Below are 20,350 nucleotides of genomic sequence, written 5' to 3'. Positions count from 1 at the left end.
CGGCGGGCAGGGCGCCACCCACCGCACCGCACCGCACCGCACCGCACCGCACCGCACCGCACCGAGAGGAGACAGCCCCGTGCAGCGCTTGATCGGCATCAACACCTGGGTGTGGGAGTCCCCGCTCACCGACGCGAACCTGTCCCCGCTGCTGGCGAAGATCGCGGACATGGGCTTCGACGCCGTCGAGCTGCCGCTGGAGAACGTCGGCGACCTCTCGGCCGGCGCCGTGCGGGACGCGCTCGGCGGGCTCCGGCCCTGGATCGTGGGCGCCATGGCCCCCGGGCGCGAGCTCGTCCTGGCCGACGACGCCGTGGTCCTGCGCACCCAGCGCTACCTCAGCGCGTGCATCCAGCTCGCCCACGACGTGGGAGCGCCCGCCGTGTGCGGTCCCTTCTACGCGCACACGGGCAGGCTGTGGCGGATGGACGCGGCCCAGCGTGAGCAGGCATACGGGCAGCTGCGCCGGAACCTGGCCCCGCTGGCCGCCGAGGCCGAGGCCGCCGGCGTGGTCCTGGGCATCGAACCGCTCAACCGCTACGAGACGTCCCTGCTCAACACCACCGCCCAGGCCCTGGACGCCCTCGGGCCGCTGCTCGGCCACGGGGTGGGCCTGGCCCTGGACACCTACCACCTGAACATCGAGGAGCGCTCCTCCGCCGGGGCCGTCCGCGCGGCCGGGGAGCACCTCGTGCACCTGCAGGTCTGCGGCAACGACCGCGGCGCGCCGGGCGGGGACCAGACGGACTGGCCGGGCATCTTCGACGCACTGGACGCCGTCGGCTACACCGGCGCCCTGAACATCGAGAGCTTCACGGCGCTGAACGCCAGCATCGCCACGGCGGCCTCGATCTGGCGGCCCCTGGCGCCGACCCAGGACCAACTCGCGGAGCAGGGGCTGGCGTTCCTGCGCTCGGCCCGTGACCGCTCTCCAGGAGGAGCCCCATGACCACCCCCGTGCCAGACCCCGTCGCCGCTGCCGGGCGGGCACCCGCCGCCGGAGTCCTCGGGGTGGCCGTGCTCGGCTACTCCTTCATGGGCAAGGCCCACTCCAACGCGTGGCGCAACGTCAACGCCTTCTATCCCACCCTCCGGGTGGCGCAGAAGGTGCTCGTGGGCCGGGACGCCGGGCACGTGGCCGAGGCCGCGCGGCAGTACGGCTGGGAGGAGAGCGGCACCGACTGGCGGTCGGTGCTGGAGCGGGACGACATCCACGTCGTCGACATCTGCACCCCCGGTCACCTGCACGCCGACATGGCCGTCGCCGCGCTCGAGGCCGGCAAGCACGTCCTGGTGGAGAAGCCGCTGGCCAACTCGGTGGCCGAGGCGGAACGGATGGCCGCGGCCGCCGCCGCCGCCCGGGCCCACGGCGTCCGCAGCATGGTCGGATTCAACTACCGCCGGGTGCCGGCCCTGGCGCTGGCCCGGACGATGATCGCCGACGGGCGGGTGGGGGAGGTCCGGCAGGCCCGCGTGAGCTATCTGCAGGACTGGCTCGCCGACGAGCACGCCCCCATGACGTGGCGCCTCCGCCGGGAGACCGCCGGGTCCGGCGCGCTCGGCGACCTCGCCTCGCACGCCGTCGACCAGATCCGCTTCCTCCTGGGCTCACCGGTCGACTCCGTCTCCGCGACGGTCACCACGTTCGTGGGCACGCGCCGGGGCGCCGACGGACCGGAGCGGGTGAGCGTCGACGACGCCGCCTGGGCCACGCTGCGCACCGCCTCCGGGGCGGTGGCCAGCCTGGAGGTCTCCCGTTGCGCCACCGGGCGGAAGAACGCCCTGCAGATCGAGGTGTACGGCTCGCTCGGCGGCCTGCGCTTCGACCTGGAGCGGTTGAACGAGCTCCAGTTCTTCGACGCCACCCTGCCCGGGGAGGTCCAGGGCTACAGCCGGATCCTCGTCACCGAGGACTCCCACCCGTACGCGGGGGCGTGGTGGCCGGCGGGGCACACCCTCGGCTGGGACCACACCTTCACCAGCCAGGCCGCCGACTTCCTGCGCGCCATCGGGTCGGGGGCCCCCGCGGCACCGGACTTCGAGGACGGGCTGGACGTCCAGCGGGTGCTGCACGCCGTGACGGACAGCGCGGCGCGGGCCGGCGCCACCGTCCACCTCTGACCCCCGTCCGCTCCTGGACCACCTCCCGACCGACCGGAGACCTCCTCTCCCCGACACGAAGGACCGCCATGGGACACCCCTACACCCTCTTCACCGGCCAGTGGGCCGACCTCCCCCTCGAGGAGGTCGCGGAGCTCGCCGGCACCTGGGGCTACGACGGCCTGGAGATCGCCGTCTCCGGCGAGCACCTCGACGCCTGGCGGTGGGACGACGACGCCTACGTCCAGGACCGGCTCGACGTCCTCGAGCGCCACGGGCTCGAGGTCTGGGCCATCTCGAACCACCTCAAGGGCCAGGCCGTCTGCGACGACCCGATCGACTTCCGGCACCGGGCCATCGTCGGACCCCGGGTCTGGGGCGACGGCGACCCGGAAGGCGTGCGGGCCCGCGCCGCCGAGGAGATGAAGCTGACGGCGCGGCTGGCGCAGAAGCTGGGGGTGGACACCGTGGTCGGCTTCACGGGCTCCTCCATCTGGCAGTACGTGGCGATGTTCCCCCCGGTCTCCCAGGACGTGATCGACGCCGGCTACCAGGACTTCGCGGACCGCTGGAACCCCGTCCTGGACGTCTTCGACGAGTGCGGGGTGCGCTTCGCCCACGAGGTCCACCCGTCCGAGATCGCCTACGACTACTGGTCCACCCACCGGGCGCTGGAGGCGGTCGGCCACCGCGAGGCCTTCGGGCTGAACTGGGACCCCAGCCACTTCATGTGGCAGCAGATCGACCCGGTGGCGTTCATCTCCGACTTCGCCGAGCGCATCTACCACGTGGACTGCAAGGACACGAAGATGCGGATGGGCGGCGGGCGCAACGGCATCCTCTCGTCCCACCTGCCCTGGGGCGACCCCCGCCGGGGCTGGGACTTCGTCTCGGCCGGCCGCGGCGACGTGCCCTGGGAGGACAGCTTCCGCGCCCTCACCGCCATCGGCTACGACGGACCGATCTCCGTGGAGTGGGAGGACGCCGGGATGGACCGGCTCCGGGGGGCTCCGGAGGCGCTGGCCTACCTGAAGCGCTTCGACTTCGCGCCCCCCGAAACCTCGTTCGACGCCGCCTTCGAGCAGTAGGAGACGCCCCCGGCGGGCTGCCCCGGCGTCAGCCGAACGGCGTCGTGGACAGGAGCCGTCCCCGGGCGCAGGATGAAGACCTAGCTTCCAGGAGGAACCATGGGCGAGGTCGGACGTCAGGCGAAGAGGGCGGCCGGCGCGGCCGACGACGCCACGGACTCCCGCGGGTTCGTCCTCGCCGCGCGCGCCGGGTACGTGGCCGCGGGTCTGCTGCACATCATGATCGGGGTCATCGCGTTCCGCGTGGCCCGCGGCGGCTCCGGCTCGGCGGACCAGTCCGGTGCCGTCGCGGCCCTGGGCAGCAGCCCCGGCGGCACCGTCCTGCTGTGGGCCTGCTTCCTGGGCTGCGCGGCGCTCGCCGTGTTCCTGCTCAGCGACGCGTTCTTCGGCGCGAAGCGGCTCTCGGGCGAAAACAAGCTCAAGCACCGGGCCAAGACCGGGGGACAGGCCGTGGTGTACGGCGCGATCGGCGTGGTCTTCGGCATCTACGCCCTGGGCGGCTCGAGCGACAGCAGCGAGTCCACGCAGTCGATCAGTGCCCGGCTGATGGCCCACCCGGCCGGCACGGTGCTGCTCGTCGCGGTCGGCGTGGGGCTCGTCGTCGCCGGCGGCTACTTCGTCCACCGGGGCGTGACCCGCACGTTCACGCAGAACCTGACGAGCCTGCCCCCGGGCACGGCGGGCACGGCCGTGGTCGGCCTGGGCGCGGTGGGCTACGCCGCGAAGGGCGTGGCGCTGGCGGTGCTGGGCGGGCTCTTCGTGGTGGCCACGCTCCAGCACGACCCCGCGGAGGCGACCGGACTCGACGGAGCCCTCAAGTCCCTGCAGGGACAGCCGTTCGGGGCGTGGCTGCTCGGGGCCGTGGCCCTCGGACTGATCTGCTACGGGGCGTTCATGGTGGTCCGCGCCAAGTACCAGCGCATGTGACCGGTGCCGGCGTGCTCCCGCCCCCGGCAGCGCGTCAGGGACCCACGGGGGCGGTGCCCCGGTGCCGGACGGTGAGATGCAGCCGGTGCGCCGTGATGACCAGCGCCAGCCACGCCGCCCCGAGGGTCTGGGCCACGAGCACGTCGGTGAACCAGTGGTGGCCCAGGTACACCCTGCTGAGCGCCATGGTGGTCGCGAAGACCGCCGCGGCGGCGATCGTCAGGACCCGGGACAGCCGGGCGCGCTGGCGCAGGACCAGCAGATAGGCCACGGTGCCCGCGACGACGAACGAGTTCAGGGAGTGGCCGCTGGGGAAGGACGCCGAGTACTCGTAGGGCGGGACGGCGTCCTCCAGCGGCGGCCGGGCCCGGCCGATCAGGGGCTTGCCGGCGACGGTCATCAGCAGGGAGCCCGCCGCGGCCGCCGTGATCAGGACGACCGGGGTCCAGGACCGCCGGACGAGGGCGAGCGCCACCATGACGGCCACCGCCAGGATCGGCATCCCGACCACCCCGCCCACGTGCGTGTAGGCCGTGACGACCGTGTCCAGCACGGGCGAGCGCACCGCCATCGCCGCCTCCAGCAGGGGCTCGTCCAGGGCCGCGGCGTCGTCCTGGTCCATCACGGACTCGTAGACCTCCGCCGAGGCGACCGTCATGGTCACGGCGATGCCGAGCCCGACCACGAGGGGGACGAGGACGGCCGCGTGGGGCCCGAGCCGCCGGGCCAGCCACCGGACGCACCGGACGAGGGAGCGGCCGAGGCGCGTCCGCCAGGTCGTGAGGTCCTGCTCGCCCACGAACCGGTCCGCGTGGCTCCCGCCCGGCCGACGGTCATCGGTCACGACCTCCTCCTGTTCCTGCGCCCGGACCGCCTGGCGGCGGAGCGTGCCGGGGCGCCCGTGAGGGAAGCCTACGGTGTCCCGGGAACCGGACTGATCGCCTCCGGAGGAACCAGGTTCCCGTGTCCGGGGCGGCGCGTAGCCTGGACCCATGAGCCTGGCCCAGAAGATCAACCGTGTCGTCGCCCCCTTCGAGGTCATCTCCGACTACGTCCCCGCGGGCGACCAGCCCCGGGCGATCGAGGAGCTCGCCACGCGCGTCGAGGCGGGCGAGAAGGACGTCGTCCTGCTCGGCGCCACGGGCACCGGCAAGTCGGCGACCGCCGCGTGGCTCATCGAGCGGGTCCAGCGGCCCACCCTCGTGATGGTGCAGAACAAGACGCTCGCCGCGCAGCTCGCCAACGAGCTGCGCGAGCTGCTGCCCAACAACGCGGTCGAGTACTTCGTCTCCTACTACGACTACTACCAGCCCGAGGCCTACGTCCCGCAGACGGACACCTTCATCGAGAAGGACTCCTCCATCAACGAGGAGGTCGAGCGGCTGCGCCACTCCGCGACGAACGCCCTGCTGACGCGGCGCGACGTCGTCGTGGTCGCCACCGTCTCCTGCATCTACGGCCTGGGCACCCCCGAGGAGTACGTCGCCCAGATGGTGACGCTGCGCCAGGGCCAGGAGATGGACCGCGACGAGCTGCTGCGCCGGTTCGTGCACATGCAGTACGCGCGCAACGACGTCGACTTCCACCGCGGCACCTTCCGCGTGCGCGGGGACACGGTGGAGATCATCCCGATGTACGAGGAGCACGCGGTCCGCGTCGAGTTCTTCGGCGACGAGATCGAGTCCATCTACACCCTGCACCCGCTGACCGGGGAGATCATCCGGGAGGAGACCGAGATGTACGTCTTCCCGGCCTCCCACTACGTGGCCGGCGCGGACCGGATGGCCACCGCCGTGAAGTCCATCGAGGACGAGCTCGCCGGCCGGCTCCAGGAGCTGGAGTCGCAGAACAAGCTCGTCGAGGCCCAGCGGCTGCGCATGCGCACCACGTACGACCTCGAGATGATGGAGCAGATGGGCTACTGCAACGGCATCGAGAACTACTCGCTGCACATCGACGGCCGCCCGCGCGGCTCCGCGCCGCACTGCCTGATCGACTACTTCCCGGACGACTTCCTGCTGGTGGTCGACGAGTCCCACGTGACGATCCCCCAGATCGGCGGCATGTACGAGGGCGACATGTCCCGCAAACGCACCCTCGTGGAGCACGGCTTCCGGCTGCCCTCCGCGATGGACAACCGGCCGCTGAAGTGGGACGAGTTCCTCGGGCGCATCGGCCAGACCGTCTACCTCTCGGCCACCCCGGGCAAGTACGAGCTGTCCCAGGCGGACGGCTACGTCGAGCAGATCATCCGCCCCACGGGCCTGGTGGACCCCGAGGTCGTCGTCAAACCCACCAAGGGGCAGATCGACGACCTGCTGGACGAGATCAACGTGCGGGTGGAGCGCGACGAGCGCGTGCTGGTCACCACGCTGACCAAGCGGATGGCCGAGGACCTCACCGAGTACCTGATGGAGCACGGGGTCAAGGTGCAGTACCTGCACTCCGACGTCGACACCCTGCGGCGCGTGGAGCTGCTGCGCGAGCTGCGGATGGGCACGTTCGACGTCCTGGTGGGCATCAACCTGCTGCGCGAGGGCCTGGACCTGCCCGAGGTCTCCCTCGTCGCGATCCTCGACGCGGACAAGGAGGGCTTCCTGCGCTCCACGACCTCCCTCATCCAGACGATCGGGCGCGCCGCGCGCAACGTCTCCGGGCAGGTGCACATGTACGCCGACCGGATCACGGCCTCGATGGCCACGGCGATCGAGGAGACCAACCGGCGCCGGGAGATCCAGGTGGCCTACAACACCGAGCACGGGATCGACCCGCAGCCCCTGCGCAAGAAGATCGCGGACATCACCGACCAGCTCCAGCGCGAGGAAGAGGACACCCGCGAGCTGCTCGCCCAGCGGGCGGCGGCCGGCAAGAAGACCGCGGCGACCGGGCGGAAGGGCGGGCGGGACGCCGCCGCGTCCGCCGAGCAGAAGCTGCGCCAGGACGGGATCGCCGCGGCCCCGGCCGAGGACCTCGTGGACCTCATCGCGCAGATGACCGAGCAGATGCAGGCCGCCGCCGCCGAGCTGCAGTTCGAGCTGGCGGCGCGGATCCGCGACGAGCTCTCCGACCTCAAGAAGGAGCTGCGGCAGATGCAGCAGGCCGGGCACGCCTGAGCCCGGCCCCGCCGGGAACGGACACCGGCGTGGGCTCCGTTCCCGGCGTCCTCCCAGGATCGGGTAGAGTCCACCCCGCGTAGGGGAGTATCCCTCAGCGCTGCGATCGTCAGCACGCCGGGCAACGGAGCCGGGCCGGTCGCAGCGACCGCACCACGGCATCCGGGCCCCGAGCCCACCGCGGACGGTGGAGAGACTTGCGGCTCATCGTGCTGCCCCGGTCCTCCCGTCTCCTCGGACGACGCCGGCCCGCGGGCTCACCCATCTCCAAGCGAAAGTACTCGCGTGAACACACAACTGCCCGCGTGGTTCCAGATCGGCGCCTTCGTCGTCCTCGGCTGCATCCTCCTCTTCGACCTGATCATGGTCGCCAAGCGCCCGCACGAACCCTCCATGAAGGAGGCCGGCATCTGGGTGGGCATCTACGTGGCCCTCGCACTCGTCTTCGGCGGCCTGATGTTCGTCTTCGCCGGCGTGGAGCCGGGAACCCAGTTCATCGCCGGCTGGGTCACGGAGTACAGCCTCAGCATCGACAACCTGTTCGTGTTCATCGTGATCATGACGCGCTTCGCGGTGCCGCGGAAGTACCAGCAGGAGGTGCTGATGGTGGGCATCATCATCGCCCTGGTCCTGCGCGGGATCTTCATCCTGCTGGGTGCCACGATCATCGCGAACTTCTCCTGGGTCTTCTACATCTTCGGCGTCTTCCTGCTCTGGACCGCGTACCACCAGGCGAAGGACGACGGGGAGGACGAGGCGGGGGAGAACGCCGTCATCCGCAAGCTCCGCACGGTGGTCCCCATGACGGACCAGTACGACGGCAACAAGCTGCGCACCCTGGTGAACGGCAAGAAGCTCTTCACGCCGATGCTCGTGGTCTTCGTGACGATCGGTCTCACCGACCTGATGTTCGCCTTCGACTCCATCCCGGCGATCTTCGGCCTGACCCAGGACCCGTTCATCGTCTTCACGGCCAACATCTTCGCCCTCATGGGCCTGCGCCAGCTCTACTTCCTGCTCGGCGGGCTCATGGAGCGGCTGATCTACCTCAAGCACGGCCTGTCGCTGATCCTGGCGTTCATCGGCGTCAAGCTCATCCTGCACGCCATGCACGAGAACGAGCTGTCCTTCATCAACGGCGGCGAGCACATCGAGTGGGCTCCGGAGATCCCCACGTTCGTGTCCCTCGGCGTCATCGTGTCCATCATCGCCGTCGCCACGGCCGCGTCGATGCTCAGCCCGAAGGGTCGCTCCGCCCACGCCGTCGCCGAGCTGCACCGGGCCATCGAGGTCTACCGGGGCATCCCGGAGGGCACGCCCACCCAGGAGATCCGGATCGTGCAGGCCGAGCTCGTGAAGAAGCACCACGTGGCCCGCGGCGCCGCCGAGCGCTCCGCCGTGACGCTTCCCGACCTCCACGAGCACACGGGCAAGAGCTTCGAGGAGCACCACACCGAGAGCCGGCACCCGGCGCCCGCCGAGCAGGGCAACGGCGAGCGCTGAGCGCCCCCGCCGGCTGAGCGCCAGGGCACCGTCGCCGACGGGTCCGGACGGGCACGGCCCCGGCCCGCCGCACGGCGGGCCGGGGCCTTCGCCGTCTGTGAGAGAGCACACGTATAGACTGTGCTCAGCCTAGGGGAGTATCCCTCAGCGCTGTGGACGTCAGCACGTCGGGTCCCCGGACCCGGCCGGACGCAGCGGCCGAACCAGTGCGCCGGACCGGACCGGTCCGGCGCGTACGGCGGAGAGACTTACGGCTGTCCCGTACTCGACCCCGAAAGCAGGATCATGGAAGTCTCACTCACCGTCTGGATCGTCACGATCGCGGCCATCGTCGGCCTGCTCCTCTTCGACTACGTGTTCCACGTGCGCAAGGCGCACGAGCCCCAGCTGAGGGAAGCCGCGATCTGGTCGGCGATCTACGTGGGCCTCGCCCTCCTCTTCGGCCTGTTCGTCCTGGTGGAGTGGGGTGGTCGCTACGCCGGTGAGTACTACGCCGGGTACATCACCGAGAAGGCGCTGTCCGTGGACAACCTCTTCGTCTTCCTCATCATCATGGCGTCCTTCAAGGTGCCGCGGGCGGACCAGCAGAAGGTGCTGCTCTTCGGCATCACCTTCGCCCTCGTGGCCCGCACCGCCCTGATCTTCGTGGGCGCCGGGCTGATCAACCAGTTCGCGTGGGTGTTCTACCTCTTCGGCCTGATCCTGCTGCTCACGGCCGGCTCGCTGATCAAGGGCGAGCTCTCGGACGCGAAGCACGACGAGGCGGACAACTTCGTGGTGCGCCTGGCCAAGCGCTTCATCCACACCACCGACCACTACGACGGCGACAAGCTCTTCACGGTGCACAACGGCAAGCGGGCGATGACCCCGATGCTGCTGGTCATGGTCGCGATCGGCGGCACGGACGTCCTGTTCGCCCTCGACTCGATCCCGGCAATCTTCGGCCTGACCCAGCAGACCTACCTGGTGTTCACCGCCGTGGCGTTCTCGCTCATGGGCCTGCGCCAGCTCTACTTCCTCATCGACGGGCTGCTGGACCGCCTCATCTACCTCTCCTGGGGCCTGGCGATCATCCTGGGCTTCATCGGCATCAAGCTCATCCTGCACGCGCTGCACGAGAACAACCTGGGGTTCATCAACAACGGTGAGCACGTGGAGGTCGTCGAGGTCAGCATCGCCCTCTCGCTGACCGTGATCGTGGGCGTGCTCGTGATCACGGTGCTCGCCTCGCTCTTCAGCCCCAAGGGCCGTGCGCTGCGGGTGCTCAACGGTCTGCAGACCGTCGCCGAGCAGTACGTGACTCTGCCCCAGGACGCGTCCCCCGAGGAGCGCCAGAAGCTCGCCGACAAGGCCGCCAAGTACCAGCGGCAGATGCCGAAGATCTCCGACAAGCACCGCGAGGAGCTGCTCGAGTCCGAGAAGCACTTCCACGAGCTGCTGGACCGCGCCCGCGGCAAGCACCGGGAGTTCGAGCGCACCGGGGTGGGCCCGGAGCCGGACGTGGTGCCGGCCCCCGAGGCCGAGGCGATCCGCGGCGAGCACGTCGAGACGCAGGACGCCGCCGGCACCACCACGCCGGACGCCCCGCGCGGCGGGAGCACCGGACACTCCGCCTGACGCGGAGCCCGCCGCCGACGACGGAGGCCCCCACCCGACCGGGTGGGGGCCTCCGTCGTCGGCGGGTGCGGCGGTTCAGCGGCCCGTCTCGGTGACCGGCCCCACGTTGTCGAGGACCACGGCGGGGAAGCCGTCCGCGTCGGAGGCGCGCAGGTCGATGCGGGCGTTGATCCCCCAGTCGTGGTGGCCGTCCGGGTCGTCGAAGACCTGCACCACCGTCCAGTACCCGTCCAGGCCCTCGGGCCGCTCGTCGATGCGCACGAGACCGGGCCCCCGGGACTGGGGGTCCGTGTAGATGTCCTCGTGCTCCTGGAAGTACGCGTCCATGGCGTCCGCCCACCGGTCCCGGTCCCAGCCGTGCTCGCCGTCCAGGGCCCCGAGCACCTTGTCCTTCTCGTCCGCGAAGAGCTCCACGCGCTGGAACAGGGCGTTGCGGACCATGACCCGGAACGCCCGGGGGTTGGACGTGATGGCCGGCGGCTGCTCGTCGATGAGCTCCTCGAGGGAGTCGGCCGAGGTGCTCATGGGGGACTCCTCGCCGGCGGCGAGCTTCTCCCACTCGTCCAGCAGCGAGTTGTCGGTCTGCCGGATGAGCTCGCCCAGCCACTCGACGAGGTCCTCGAGGTCCTCCCGCAGCAGCTCGTGCGGCACCGTCTGGCGCAGCGCCTTGTAGGCGTCGGAGAGGTAGCGCAGCAGGATCCCCTCGGAGCGGGCGAGACCGTAGAACTGCACGTAGTCCCCGAAGGTCATGGCCCGTTCGTACATGTCCCGGACCACCGACTTCGGCGTCAGCTCGAACTGCGCGACCCACGGCGCGCCGGAGCGGTAGGTCTCGAAGGCCTGGGTGAGCAGCTCCTCGAGGGGCTTGGCGTAGCTGACGTCCTCGAGCTCCTTCATCCGCTGCTCGTAGTCCAGGCCCTCTGCCTTCATCGCCGCCACGGCGTCCCCGCGGGCCTTCTTCTCCTGCATGTTGAGCACCTGGCGCGGCTTCTCGAGGGTGGCCTCGATGACGGAGACGACGTCGAGCGCGTAGCCGGGGGACTCGCGGTCCAGCAGGGTGAGGGCGGCCAGGGCGAAGGGGGACAGCGGCTGGTTGAGCGCGAAGTTCTCCTGCAGCTCCACGGTCAGCCGCCAGGTGCGGCCCTCCTCGTCCGGGGTGTCCAGCTTCTCGACGACGCCGGCGGCGCGCAGCTCCTTGAGGATCCCGATCGCCTGCCGGACGAGGGCGCGCTGGCGCTGCCGCGTCTCGTGGTTGTGGGTCAGCAGGTGCCACGCGGCCAGCACCGGGTTCTCGGGCCGCTGCAGGAGGTTGAGCAGCATCGAGTGCGTCACGGTGAAGGAGGAGGTCAGCGGCTCCGGCTCCGACGCCACGAGCGTCTCGAAGGTCGGCTGGCCCCAGGACACGAAGCCCTGCGGCGGCTTCTTCCGCACGACCTGCCGCAGCTTCTTCTGGTCGTCGCCGAACTTCGCGTGGGCCTTCTTCATGGCCTTGTTGTTCTCGATGACGTGCTCGGGGGCCTGGACCACCACGGTGCCCGCGGTGTCGTAGCCGGCGCGCCCCGCCCGCCCGGCGATCTGGTGGAACTCCCGGGCGTTGAGCCGGCGGGTGCGCTCGCCGTCGAACTTGGACAGGGCCGTGATGACCACGGTGCGGATGGGCACGTTGATGCCCACCCCGAGGGTGTCCGTGCCGCAGATGACCTTGAGCAGGCCCGTCTGGGCGAGCTGCTCCACCAGCCGGCGGTACTTGGGCAGCATCCCCGCGTGGTGGACGCCGATGCCGTGACGGACCAGGCGGTTGAGGGTCTTGCCGAAGCCCGCGGAGAAGCGGAACCCGGCGATGAGCTCCCCGATCCGCTCCTTCTCCTCCTTGGACAGCACGTTGACGGACATCAGGTTCTGGGCCTGGTCCATGGCCTGCAGCTGGGAGAAGTGCACCACGTAGACGGGGGCCTGGTTGGTGCTCAGCAGCTCCTCGAGGGCCTCGTGGATCGGGTCCTCGGACCAGTAGTGGTGCAGCGGGATGGGCCGCTCGGCGGAGGAGACCGTCGTCGTCGGCCGCCCGGTGAGCTCGGTGATCCCCTCCTCGAAGCGGGACACGTCCCCGAGGGTGGCGCTCATCAGCAGGAACTGCGCCTGCGGCAGCTCCAGCAGCGGCACCTGCCACGCCCAGCCGCGCTGCGGGTCGGAGTAGAAGTGGAACTCGTCCATCACCACGGGGCCGACGTCGGCGTCGCGGCCCTCGCGCAGGGCCACGTTGGCGAGGATCTCCGCGGTGCAGCACACGATGGGGGCGTCCGCGTTGACCGCGGAGTCGCCGGTGACCATGCCGACGTTCTCCGCGCCGAAGATCTCCACGAGCGAGAAGAACTTCTCCGAGACCAGCGCCTTGATCGGGGCGGTGTAGTACGAGCGCTGCCCGGCGGCGAGCCCGGCGAGGTGCGCCGCGACGGCCACGGTCGACTTCCCCGACCCGGTCGGGGTCGCGAGGATCACGTTGGAGCCGCTCGCGAACTCCAGGACGGCCTCGTCCTGGGCCGGGTAGAGCTCCATGTCCCGCGAGGCGATCCAGCCGAGGAACCCCTCGTAGACCTCGTCCCCGGACAGCGGGTTGGAGGCGAAGTCGCCGCGGTAGTACGGGTGGCCCGGGGTGCCGAGCTCGGGGGAGAGGGTTTCGAGGAGTTTCATCGTCCCCAGCTTATCCGCGCTCCCGCCCGGGCCCGGGCGGGAGCAGCTCGTCCGCAGGCTCCCAGGCGCGCAGCATCCCGTTCCGCGGCGACCACCACAGCACCGCGGCCCAGCCGAGCACGGCCGCGGCGAGGCCCGCGCCGTGGTGGCCGGTCAGCGAACCGGCGACCCACAGCGCCCCGGTCCCGGCCGCTGCCGCGGCGGCGGTCACGAGCACGGCCCAGCCCGGCCGCAGGAAGCCCGTGAGGGCGAGCGCTCCGAGCACGGCCAGCACGCCGGCCGGCACGAGCAGCGCCGGGCCGCCGGCGGGGACCGGGGCGGGCAGGGGACCGGCGACGAGGGCCGCGAGGGCCCACGCGGCCACGGCGGCGAGCACGACGACGGCCGCGCGCACCACTTCGTCCACCGGCTCCCGGCCCGGCACCCGCAGCGCCACGGCGGCGGCGCAGCGCTCGAGGCCGAGCGCGCCCGCCAGGAGCAGGACGGCGAGCGGGGTGTGCCCGCCCGTGGCGGCGGCCGCCGCGGGGAGGAGCAGCGCGGCCGCCGCGGCGGCGCAGGCCCCCGCCCGGCGCCGGGCGGCGTCCCGGGCCGTGCGGACGAGCGCGAGGGTCCCGGGGTCGGGGGCGGGGCGGGCGTCGGAGACCGAGCCGGAACCGGTGCCGGCGCGGGTCTGCGGGACGGTGCCGGGGTCCCGCACGGAGCCGGTGTGCGTGGTGGTGCCGGGGTCCGGCAGGGTGCCGGGGCCCGGGCCGGTGTCCGCGACCGGGAACGCCGCGGGCGGGGCGCCGGCGGCGGCCTCGAGCACCCGCGACCAGCGGCGGCGGGTGCGGCGGGCCGTGCGCAGCAGCGAGAGGGCCAGCAGCGCCGCCGCCGCGGCGGCGGCGAGTCCTCCGCTTCCGGCGCCGTCGAGGGAGTCCGGTGCCCGGAGCAGCGCGAGCCCCACGGCGGCCACCACGAGCGCGAGGGCGGCGCGGACGGGGGCGAGCAGGAGGGGCGCGAGCACCAGGACGGGCTGGAGCGCGAACAGCAGCAGCTCCCACACCCCACGGGGCAGGTCCGGGGTGCCGGCCAGCGCCCGGCCGAGCACGCGCAGCCCGCGCGAGGCCAGGGAGAGCCGGTACCCCGGCGCCAGGCGGGCCAGACGGTCCCCGCCCGCGCCCAGCACCGCGAGGGCGTGCTGCCGGTTCCCGTCACCGAGTTCGGCCAGCAGGCTCTCCTGGAGCACGGCAGCGGCCTCCGGCGCGGTCCCGTCCTCGACCGGTCCGTCCTGCACCGGGTTGCTCGCCGCCGGCGCTGGCTCTGTCTGCTCGTGCTCTGCCCGCCCGTGTGCTGCCGATCCGTCCCGCGCCGGGCCGGGTCCCGCCGGGACGTCCTCCGCCGGCCCGGCCGGGGCAGCGCGGTCGGGCCGGGCGGGCAGCCCACGGAGGAAGGCCGCCGCACCGGCCGCGGCGTCCAGGCGGCCCCACCACCAGTCGTTGGCGCGCCACTCGGCGGCGAGGAAGCCGCGGAAGTTCAGCAGGCCGGCACCGGCGAGCTTGTCCTGCGCGGGGAGCCGGCCGGTGTCGGGCGCCAGGATCTCGCGCAGCCGTGCGTCGGTGACCCGGGGGGCCTCCGTGGCGTCGAGGGCGCGCTGCAGCCGCTGCTCCGCCCAGGACCGTGGCAGGGTCCCGAGGTCCACGGGCCGGGCGGGCGCGCGGTCCCCGCGGATCTCCCCGTAGGTGATCCCGGAGACCGCCGTGGGGATCCCGGCGGCCGCGAGCAGCGGGGGCAGGTCCGCGGCGCCCGGCCCCGGCCCGGTGCCGGGCACGGTGGACCACGGCGACTCCCGCCAGGTCGTGCGCCAGGCCTCCTCGGGGCCCTCGCGCCGGCCGGGGGCCGGGGCGGCCCGGTCCTCCGTCCCCAGGTGGGCCTCGACGGCGGTGTGGACCCCGCGCAGCTCGGCGACCACGGCGTCGAGCTCGCGCCAGGCCTCCCCTCCGGCGCCGGGCACGGGGGACCGGTCGTCGAGCCAGGCGGGGACCGCGGCCGTCACCGGGGCCGCCGGGTCCTCGCAGGCCTCCAGCACCGCCGCGAACAGCCGGTCCCGCGCGTGGCCGGCCGCGGCCAGCACCCGGTACGCGCGAGCCCGGGCGGGCGCCGGGTCGAGGCCGGCCAGCGGGGCCGGCACGGCCCCCGGTCCGAGTGCCAGGGACTCCAGGAACCGGACCCAGGTGAGCACGCAGGACGCGGCGTCGGCGAGGGCCTGCGGCCCGCAGAGCACCGCGGCGGCGTCCGGGTCCGTCAGCGGCCCGCGGGACAGGGCCCCGTAGCGCTGCGCCAGCTGCGCCCGCAGCGGGTCGAGCTCGGTCGGGCGCCGGGCGCGGGCCTGCTCCCGCCGGGGGAGCGTGGAGGTCAGCTGCCACTGGGCCGGCCGGGTGAGCAGGTGGCCCAGCCGGGCGGCGTCCGCCCGGGCCCGGAACCGCACGTACGCGCGGCGCCGCTCCTCGACGGAGACCGGGTCCCAGGCGCCGGCCAGCGCGGCGAGGGAGTGCAGACGCCCGTCGGCGAGCAGCCGGGCGTCCCGGCGGTCGGACAGGGCCAGTACCTCGTCGTCGCCCGTCTCCCGCCGGCGCAGCCGGGACACCGTGGCCCCGAGCGTGCGCACCAGGCGCGGCAGGTCCAGGTCGCCGGAGCGGACCTCCTGCGGGGCGGGCGGGTCCGGGTCGAGGTAGAGCAGGCAGCGGTCGGCGTGCCGCAGCGACGTGCGGGCGCCGGCCGCCGCCACCGCCCGGTCGATGGGGACGTTGTCGAAGATGCCGCCGTCGATCACCCGGAAGGGCAGCTCCTCGGCGGTGCGGTGGGCGGAGAACGCGTGGCTCAGGTCCGGGAGGGGATGTCCCCCGAGCCGCCCCTCGGTCGGCGCCGACCACACGGAGGCGGGCTCGAACGCGCCGGGGAAGGACGAGGTCGCACGGGCGGCGTAGGCGAGGCGGGCCAGGGAGGCGGCGCGGAAGGCGGCCTCCTCGGGCGTCTCCGGGGCGCTCCCGCCGTCCGCCCCGGGGCGGGCCGGGATGGCGTTGCCCAGCCGGGGTGCGGGACTGCCCGGTTCCGGGGTCGTGAAGTGGAACCCGCCCCGCCCCTCCGCGGCACCGCTGTGGGGCGACGGGTCGCTGTCCAGCACCGTGGCGGACAGGTCCACGGAGACGTGCTCGGCGACCAGGTCCGGGTGGTGCCCCGCGGCGGCGTGCACGGCGAGGAGGAGCTCCTGCAGGCGGGGCCACAGGTAGGCGTCGCCCTGCAGCAGCGAGTCGACCGGCCGGGTGCCCAGCGGACGCAGCAGCCGGCCCAGCCCCGCGTGCTCCTCCCACAGCAGGCCCAGGGGGCCCATCCCCGTGCCGGCGCGCTGGGCCACGGCGTGCACCACGCCGTTGAGCCCGCCCGCGCTGGCCCCCGCGAGGAGGTCGAACTCCACCCGGTCGTAGCCCGCGTCCGCGAGCAGTCCCGCGTACACCCGGGCGCGCTCGGCGGCCCGGGGGCCGGGAGCCTCCGCCGGGTGCAGGAGATAGGCGTGCAGCTCGCCCGACGGGTCGCGGTGGATGCGGATCCGGCGCAGCAGGTCCAGCTCCGCGACCGTCCCGCCGATCCACACGGCCAGGCTGACCCCGCCGCGCATGGCCAGGGCGAAGCGGAGGGTGCGCCCGAAGGCCGGGGGCCGCCCCGCCGTGGCCTCCGCCAGCCGCCGGTCCGGGGGCAGGACCGTGAGGCGCGGCCCGGGTCGCTCGGGAGCCCTGCCCGGGCCCGTCCCGGCGCGCTCAGCCGACAAGGGCCGTGAACGCGCGCTCGGGACCGGGGCGGCGGGTCAGCCGGTGCCGCAGCTGCTCGAGCAGCTCACGCCGCCCGTGCTCGAGCAGCGCCGCCGTGGCCTCCCGCACCTCGGCCGCGGTGGCGGCGTTGGGATCCAGCACGGTGCCCAGCCCCGCCGCCTCGAGGGCCGCCGCTCCCGCGAACTGGTCGGTCGACAGCGGCAGCAGCAGCAGGGGCACCCCGGCCGTGAGCGCCTCGGTGACGCTGTTGTTGCCGCCGTGGGAGATCGCCGCGCTCGCCCGGCGCAGCAGGGTCACCTGCGGCAGGGTCGCGCGCACCAACCAGGAGTCCGGGAGCGGTCCCAGCGCCGCAGGCGGCGTCGCTCCGGCGGCCAGGGCCACCCGGACGTCCAGGCCGCGCAGGGCCTCGGCCACGGTGGCCAGCACGTCGGCGCGCACGGACAGGAAGCTGCCGAGGCTCACGTACACCACCGGGCGGTCCGAGGCGGCCAGCCACGCGGCCACCTCGGGCTCCTCCGCCTCCTCCCGCACGGCGGAGCCCAGGAACGTGTGCGCGGGCAGGGCGCGTGTCCGGGACGGGTCGTGCAGCTCGCCCGGGTAGTTGAGCAGCAGGTCGTCGCCGGACTCCGCGAAGGCGTCCGCGCTCGCCGGGGCGCCGGGGGCGAGCTGCTGCAGCGCGTCGTTCCACTGCTGCGTGAAGTCGTCGCGCACGGCGGAGCACAGCCGGTGCAGGGCCGCGAGGGCCGCGGGGTCCGGGCGGAGCCGGCCGGGCCAGGCCGGGGGGTGCCCGTACACCTCGCCGGCCACGGTCAGGGCGGAGGGGTGGCCGAGCACCACGTCGGCGTGCCGGACGCCGCTGCCGGTGAGCGCCAGGCGGGCGCTGAACGCGAGGTGGTCGACGACCACCTGGTCCGGGCCCACGCGCTCCACCACGGTCTGGACCCGCCGGGCCGTGCCCAGCGGGTCCCACAGCAGGTCGTCGCGGCGGGCCCGGGCCTGGAAGCACAGGGTCTCCACGGGCCCGCGCCGGGTCGCGGCGAAGAACCCGCGCAGGGCGTAGTCCTCCCCGGTCGGCTGCTCCTCCGCCCGGATCACCCCGGGGTTGGAGCCGCGCCCCAGCGGGAGCAGCTCCACGTCGTAGCCGAAGTCCCGGGCGAGGGGAGCGGTCGCCGGCCCGGTGGCCACGACCACCCGCTCCCCGGCGTCGCGCCAGGCGGTGGCGAGGGTGGCCAGCGGGAGCAGGTGGGAGGCGTAGTCGGGGCTGATCACGAGCAGGGTCACGGGGAGGGGCTCCTGTCGGCGGCGGCGAGGTCGTAGACGGTGCTGAGGGCCTCCGCCATGCTCTGGACGCTGAACCGGTCGCGGACCATGGCGTGCGCGGCGGCGGCGGCGCGCCCGGCCCCGGGGGCGGCGGCGAGGTCCAGGGCGCGGCCGGCACCGCGGGCCAGCGCGGCGGCGTCGCGGGTGTCGACGAGGACCCCGGTCGCCCCGTCCTGCACGAAGGTCGCGGGCCCGCCGGACGCGGGAGCCACGACGGGCAGACCGCTGGCCAGGGCCTCGACGAGCGCGACCCCGAACTCCTCCTTCACGCTGGCGCACACGTACGCGCCCCGGGGAGCGCTCAGCCCGGGCCGGCCCCGGCGCACGGCGGCGAGCCAGACGGCCACCGTGCCGTGGGGGCGGTGGCCGGCCAGGAGCAGGCCGCGCTCCGCGGCCTGCTCCCGTGGCACGGCGGCGTCGATGCGGGTCAGCTGCTCGCGCTCGTCGGCCGAGGGGGCCGTGAGGTCCCCGCCGACGACGAGGAGGTTGCACCGTTCGCGCAGCACCTCGTCGGCGGCCCAGGCCTCGACCAGGACGGCCGTGCCCTTCACCCGGTGGACGCGCCCCACCGTCGCGAGCAGCGGCAGTCCGCGCCGCTCGGCCGGGAGGCCGGCGAGGACGGCGTCGAGCTCCTCGAGCGCCCGGCCGGTGCCCTCCCGCGCCTGCGCGGCGGCCCGGTCCACCGAGCCCAGGTCGATCCCCTCGGGCACCACCGTGCAGCGGCCGGGCTCGTCCGGGTCGAGGCCCAGGAGCTCACGGGCGTCCCGGGCGAGGTCCGGGCGGGGGAACAGCACCACGTGCTCGGCCCCGGCGGCGAGGTCGGCGAGCAGGCGCACCCGGAACCAGAAGTGCTCCACGGCGTCGGCGGCGCCGAAGTCCTCCCGGGTCAGGGCGCCGGCCGCCTCGCGGGCCGCGACCAGCGCGTGGGGGTCCGGGGCCATGGTCAGCACCCACGGGACACCGAGCCCCGCGGCCACGGCCGCGGCGGCCATGGACCCGACGTCGGCCATGCGCAGGTGCACGACGTCCACGGGTCCCGCCGTGCGCAGCACGCGCCGCAGCCCGCGCTCCGCGGCGACCCGCCGCGGCCAGGCGTCCGCCAGGTGCACGGGGGCGCCCTGGAACGGCACGGTGCCGAAGACGTGCCCCGCCCCGGCCGGCCCGGGCAGCGCGGCCCGGGCGTCGTCGTGCGTGCCCCGGGAGACGGTCACCACCCGCGAGACGCCGTGGCCTCGCCGGGGGCGGTGCCCGACGAGGGCGTCGCCGAGCTGGGCGAGCAGCGTGGCGATCCCGCCGTTGTCCCCCCGCCCGGAGAAGGTCAGGTCCCGGTCGATCTCCGCGTGCAGGAACGCCTGGAGCACGGTGAGGCCGTCCCCGGCCGGCGGGGGAGCAGCGGGGCCCTCGGCCAGCTCCGCCAGCGCCAGACGGGCCGCCGCGGCGAGCGGTCCAGGCACGCGTGCGCATTCCGCGGCGAGGGCGTCCGGGCGCGCAACGCCCGCCGGATCCGCCCGGTGCCGCTCCACGAGGGACTCCAGGGCGGCCCCGCGGACCTCGTGGCCCTCGCCGGGGTCGCCGGCCAGCGCCCGGAGCTGCTCCGTGGGAGCCGCCCCGGGGACCAGTCCGAGGGTCTCGGCCAGACGGGCCCGGGCGCCGGGATCGGACGTCCCGGTGAGCGTGTGGACGAGGGCTCCGCCCACGTCGTCCGCGGCGGTGCGGGCCCACGCCTGCAGGGTGCGCTGGGCCAGCATGCCAGGGAACCCGCCGGAGACCACGAGATGGGCCAGGGGGAGCACCGCGCGGGCGACCGGGGGGCGCCCGGCGAGGGACCACGCCGTGTGCTCCCGCACCCACATGGCGTCGTCGTCGAGCAGCGCGGTGAGCAGCGTGTCCACCCGGCGCCCGGGCACGGCGGCCAGGGCGCGGACGGCGGCGAGCACGGCGACCTGGTCCTCGCCCCGGCGGATCTGCTGCGCCAGCACCGGCAGGGCCTCGTCGGGCTCCTCCCGGGCGGCCGTGACGAGCCGGTCGGTGCGGCGGATGCCCTCGAGGATCGTGGGCGCGGTCCGGACGGCGTCGAGGGCTGCCCCCGGGCGCGTGCCGGTGCGCCCCGCGGTGGTGTCCGGTGCGCAGGGCGCGACGAATGTCATGTGCTCACGCTAACCGAGGTGCGCCCTCCGCCGGTCCGGCCGGT

At 74.0% G+C, this 20,350-nt stretch carries 11 protein-coding genes and 1 pseudogene; 7 read left to right on the top strand and 5 right to left on the bottom strand.

The features are described from left to right. The first annotated feature begins 79 nt into the window (after positions 1-79). From RE027_RS04725 to RE027_RS04710, 4 genes are all read left to right on the top strand, one after another. Complete coding sequence (locus tag RE027_RS04725) at positions 80-949, top strand: sugar phosphate isomerase/epimerase family protein (RefSeq protein WP_368807093.1); 870 nt, start codon at positions 80-82, stop codon at positions 947-949. Further along, a complete protein-coding gene (locus RE027_RS04720; RefSeq protein WP_368807092.1) occupies positions 946-2,121 on the top strand; it encodes a Gfo/Idh/MocA family protein in 1,176 nt (391 codons plus the stop codon). Before RE027_RS04725 ends, RE027_RS04720 begins: the two co-directional genes overlap by 4 nt. A gap of 68 nt (positions 2,122-2,189) precedes the next feature. Beyond that, the gene (locus RE027_RS04715; protein ID WP_368807091.1) at positions 2,190-3,188 is read left to right on the top strand and encodes a sugar phosphate isomerase/epimerase family protein; all 999 of its coding nucleotides are present in this window, start codon (positions 2,190-2,192) and stop codon (positions 3,186-3,188) included. Between the two features lie 99 nt (positions 3,189-3,287). Beyond that, the gene (locus RE027_RS04710) at positions 3,288-4,115 is read left to right on the top strand and encodes a DUF1206 domain-containing protein (protein ID WP_368807090.1); all 828 of its coding nucleotides are present in this window, start codon (positions 3,288-3,290) and stop codon (positions 4,113-4,115) included. Between the two features lie 34 nt (positions 4,116-4,149). Here the strand turns inward: RE027_RS04710 and RE027_RS04705 are convergent, their stop codons facing one another. Then, a complete protein-coding gene (locus tag RE027_RS04705; protein WP_368807089.1) occupies positions 4,150-4,959 on the bottom strand; it encodes a phosphatase PAP2 family protein in 810 nt (269 codons plus the stop codon). Between the two features lie 148 nt (positions 4,960-5,107). Between RE027_RS04705 and uvrB the strand changes: the two genes are divergently transcribed. From uvrB to RE027_RS04690, 3 genes and pseudogenes are all read left to right on the top strand, one after another. Continuing rightward, positions 5,108-7,228: an excinuclease ABC subunit UvrB gene (uvrB, locus tag RE027_RS04700; RefSeq protein ID WP_368807088.1), complete on the top strand. Its 2,121-nt coding sequence runs from the start codon at positions 5,108-5,110 to the stop codon at positions 7,226-7,228. A 285-nt stretch (positions 7,229-7,513) separates the two neighbouring features. After that, positions 7,514-8,503 (top strand): annotated as a pseudogene (locus RE027_RS04695) (TerC family protein); the annotation flags it as partial. Between the two features lie 513 nt (positions 8,504-9,016). Further along, entirely contained in the window at positions 9,017-10,348 is a 1,332-nt protein-coding gene (locus tag RE027_RS04690; RefSeq protein ID WP_368807087.1) for a TerC family protein, read from the top strand. A gap of 75 nt (positions 10,349-10,423) precedes the next feature. Here the strand turns inward: RE027_RS04690 and RE027_RS04685 are convergent, their stop codons facing one another. Genes RE027_RS04685 through RE027_RS04670 form a run of 4 tightly spaced genes read right to left on the bottom strand, consistent with a single transcriptional unit; the run spans position 10,424 to position 20,306 of the window. After that, a complete protein-coding gene (locus RE027_RS04685; protein ID WP_368807086.1) occupies positions 10,424-13,036 on the bottom strand; it encodes a DEAD/DEAH box helicase in 2,613 nt (870 codons plus the stop codon). 10 nt (positions 13,037-13,046) lie between these two features. Then, complete coding sequence (locus tag RE027_RS04680; RefSeq protein WP_368807085.1) at positions 13,047-16,838, bottom strand: DUF3376 domain-containing protein; 3,792 nt, start codon at positions 16,836-16,838, stop codon at positions 13,047-13,049. Beyond that, positions 16,828-18,120, bottom strand: a complete 1,293-nt coding sequence (locus RE027_RS04675; protein WP_368807084.1) for a nucleotide disphospho-sugar-binding domain-containing protein — start codon at positions 18,118-18,120, stop codon at positions 16,828-16,830. The genes RE027_RS04680 and RE027_RS04675 overlap by 11 nt, the downstream gene beginning before the upstream one ends. Continuing rightward, the gene (locus RE027_RS04670; RefSeq protein WP_368807083.1) at positions 18,117-20,306 is read right to left on the bottom strand and encodes a glycosyltransferase; all 2,190 of its coding nucleotides are present in this window, start codon (positions 20,304-20,306) and stop codon (positions 18,117-18,119) included. Before RE027_RS04670 ends, RE027_RS04675 begins: the two co-directional genes overlap by 4 nt. Positions 20,307-20,350 lie beyond the last annotated feature (44 nt).

The sequence above is a fragment of the Kocuria sabuli genome (assembly GCF_040981185.1).
Taxonomy (GTDB): Bacteria; Actinomycetota; Actinomycetes; order Actinomycetales; family Micrococcaceae; genus Kocuria; species Kocuria sabuli.
The sequence above is the reverse complement of the archived record's forward strand: the minus strand, read 5'-3'. Positions and strand labels throughout refer to the sequence as shown.

Coding starts and splice junctions, on each gene's coding strand:
- RE027_RS04720 (WP_368807092.1), top strand. CDS start 946: ATGACCACCCCCGTGCCAGACCCCGTCGCCGCTGCCGGGCGGGCACCC.
- RE027_RS04715 (WP_368807091.1), top strand. CDS start 2,190: ATGGGACACCCCTACACCCTCTTCACCGGCCAGTGGGCCGACCTCCCC.
- RE027_RS04710 (WP_368807090.1), top strand. CDS start 3,288: ATGGGCGAGGTCGGACGTCAGGCGAAGAGGGCGGCCGGCGCGGCCGAC.
- uvrB (WP_368807088.1), top strand. CDS start 5,108: ATGAGCCTGGCCCAGAAGATCAACCGTGTCGTCGCCCCCTTCGAGGTC.
- RE027_RS04690 (WP_368807087.1), top strand. CDS start 9,017: ATGGAAGTCTCACTCACCGTCTGGATCGTCACGATCGCGGCCATCGTC.
- RE027_RS04685 (WP_368807086.1), bottom strand. CDS start 13,036: ATGAAACTCCTCGAAACCCTCTCCCCCGAGCTCGGCACCCCGGGCCAC.
- RE027_RS04670 (WP_368807083.1), bottom strand. CDS start 20,306: ATGACATTCGTCGCGCCCTGCGCACCGGACACCACCGCGGGGCGCACC.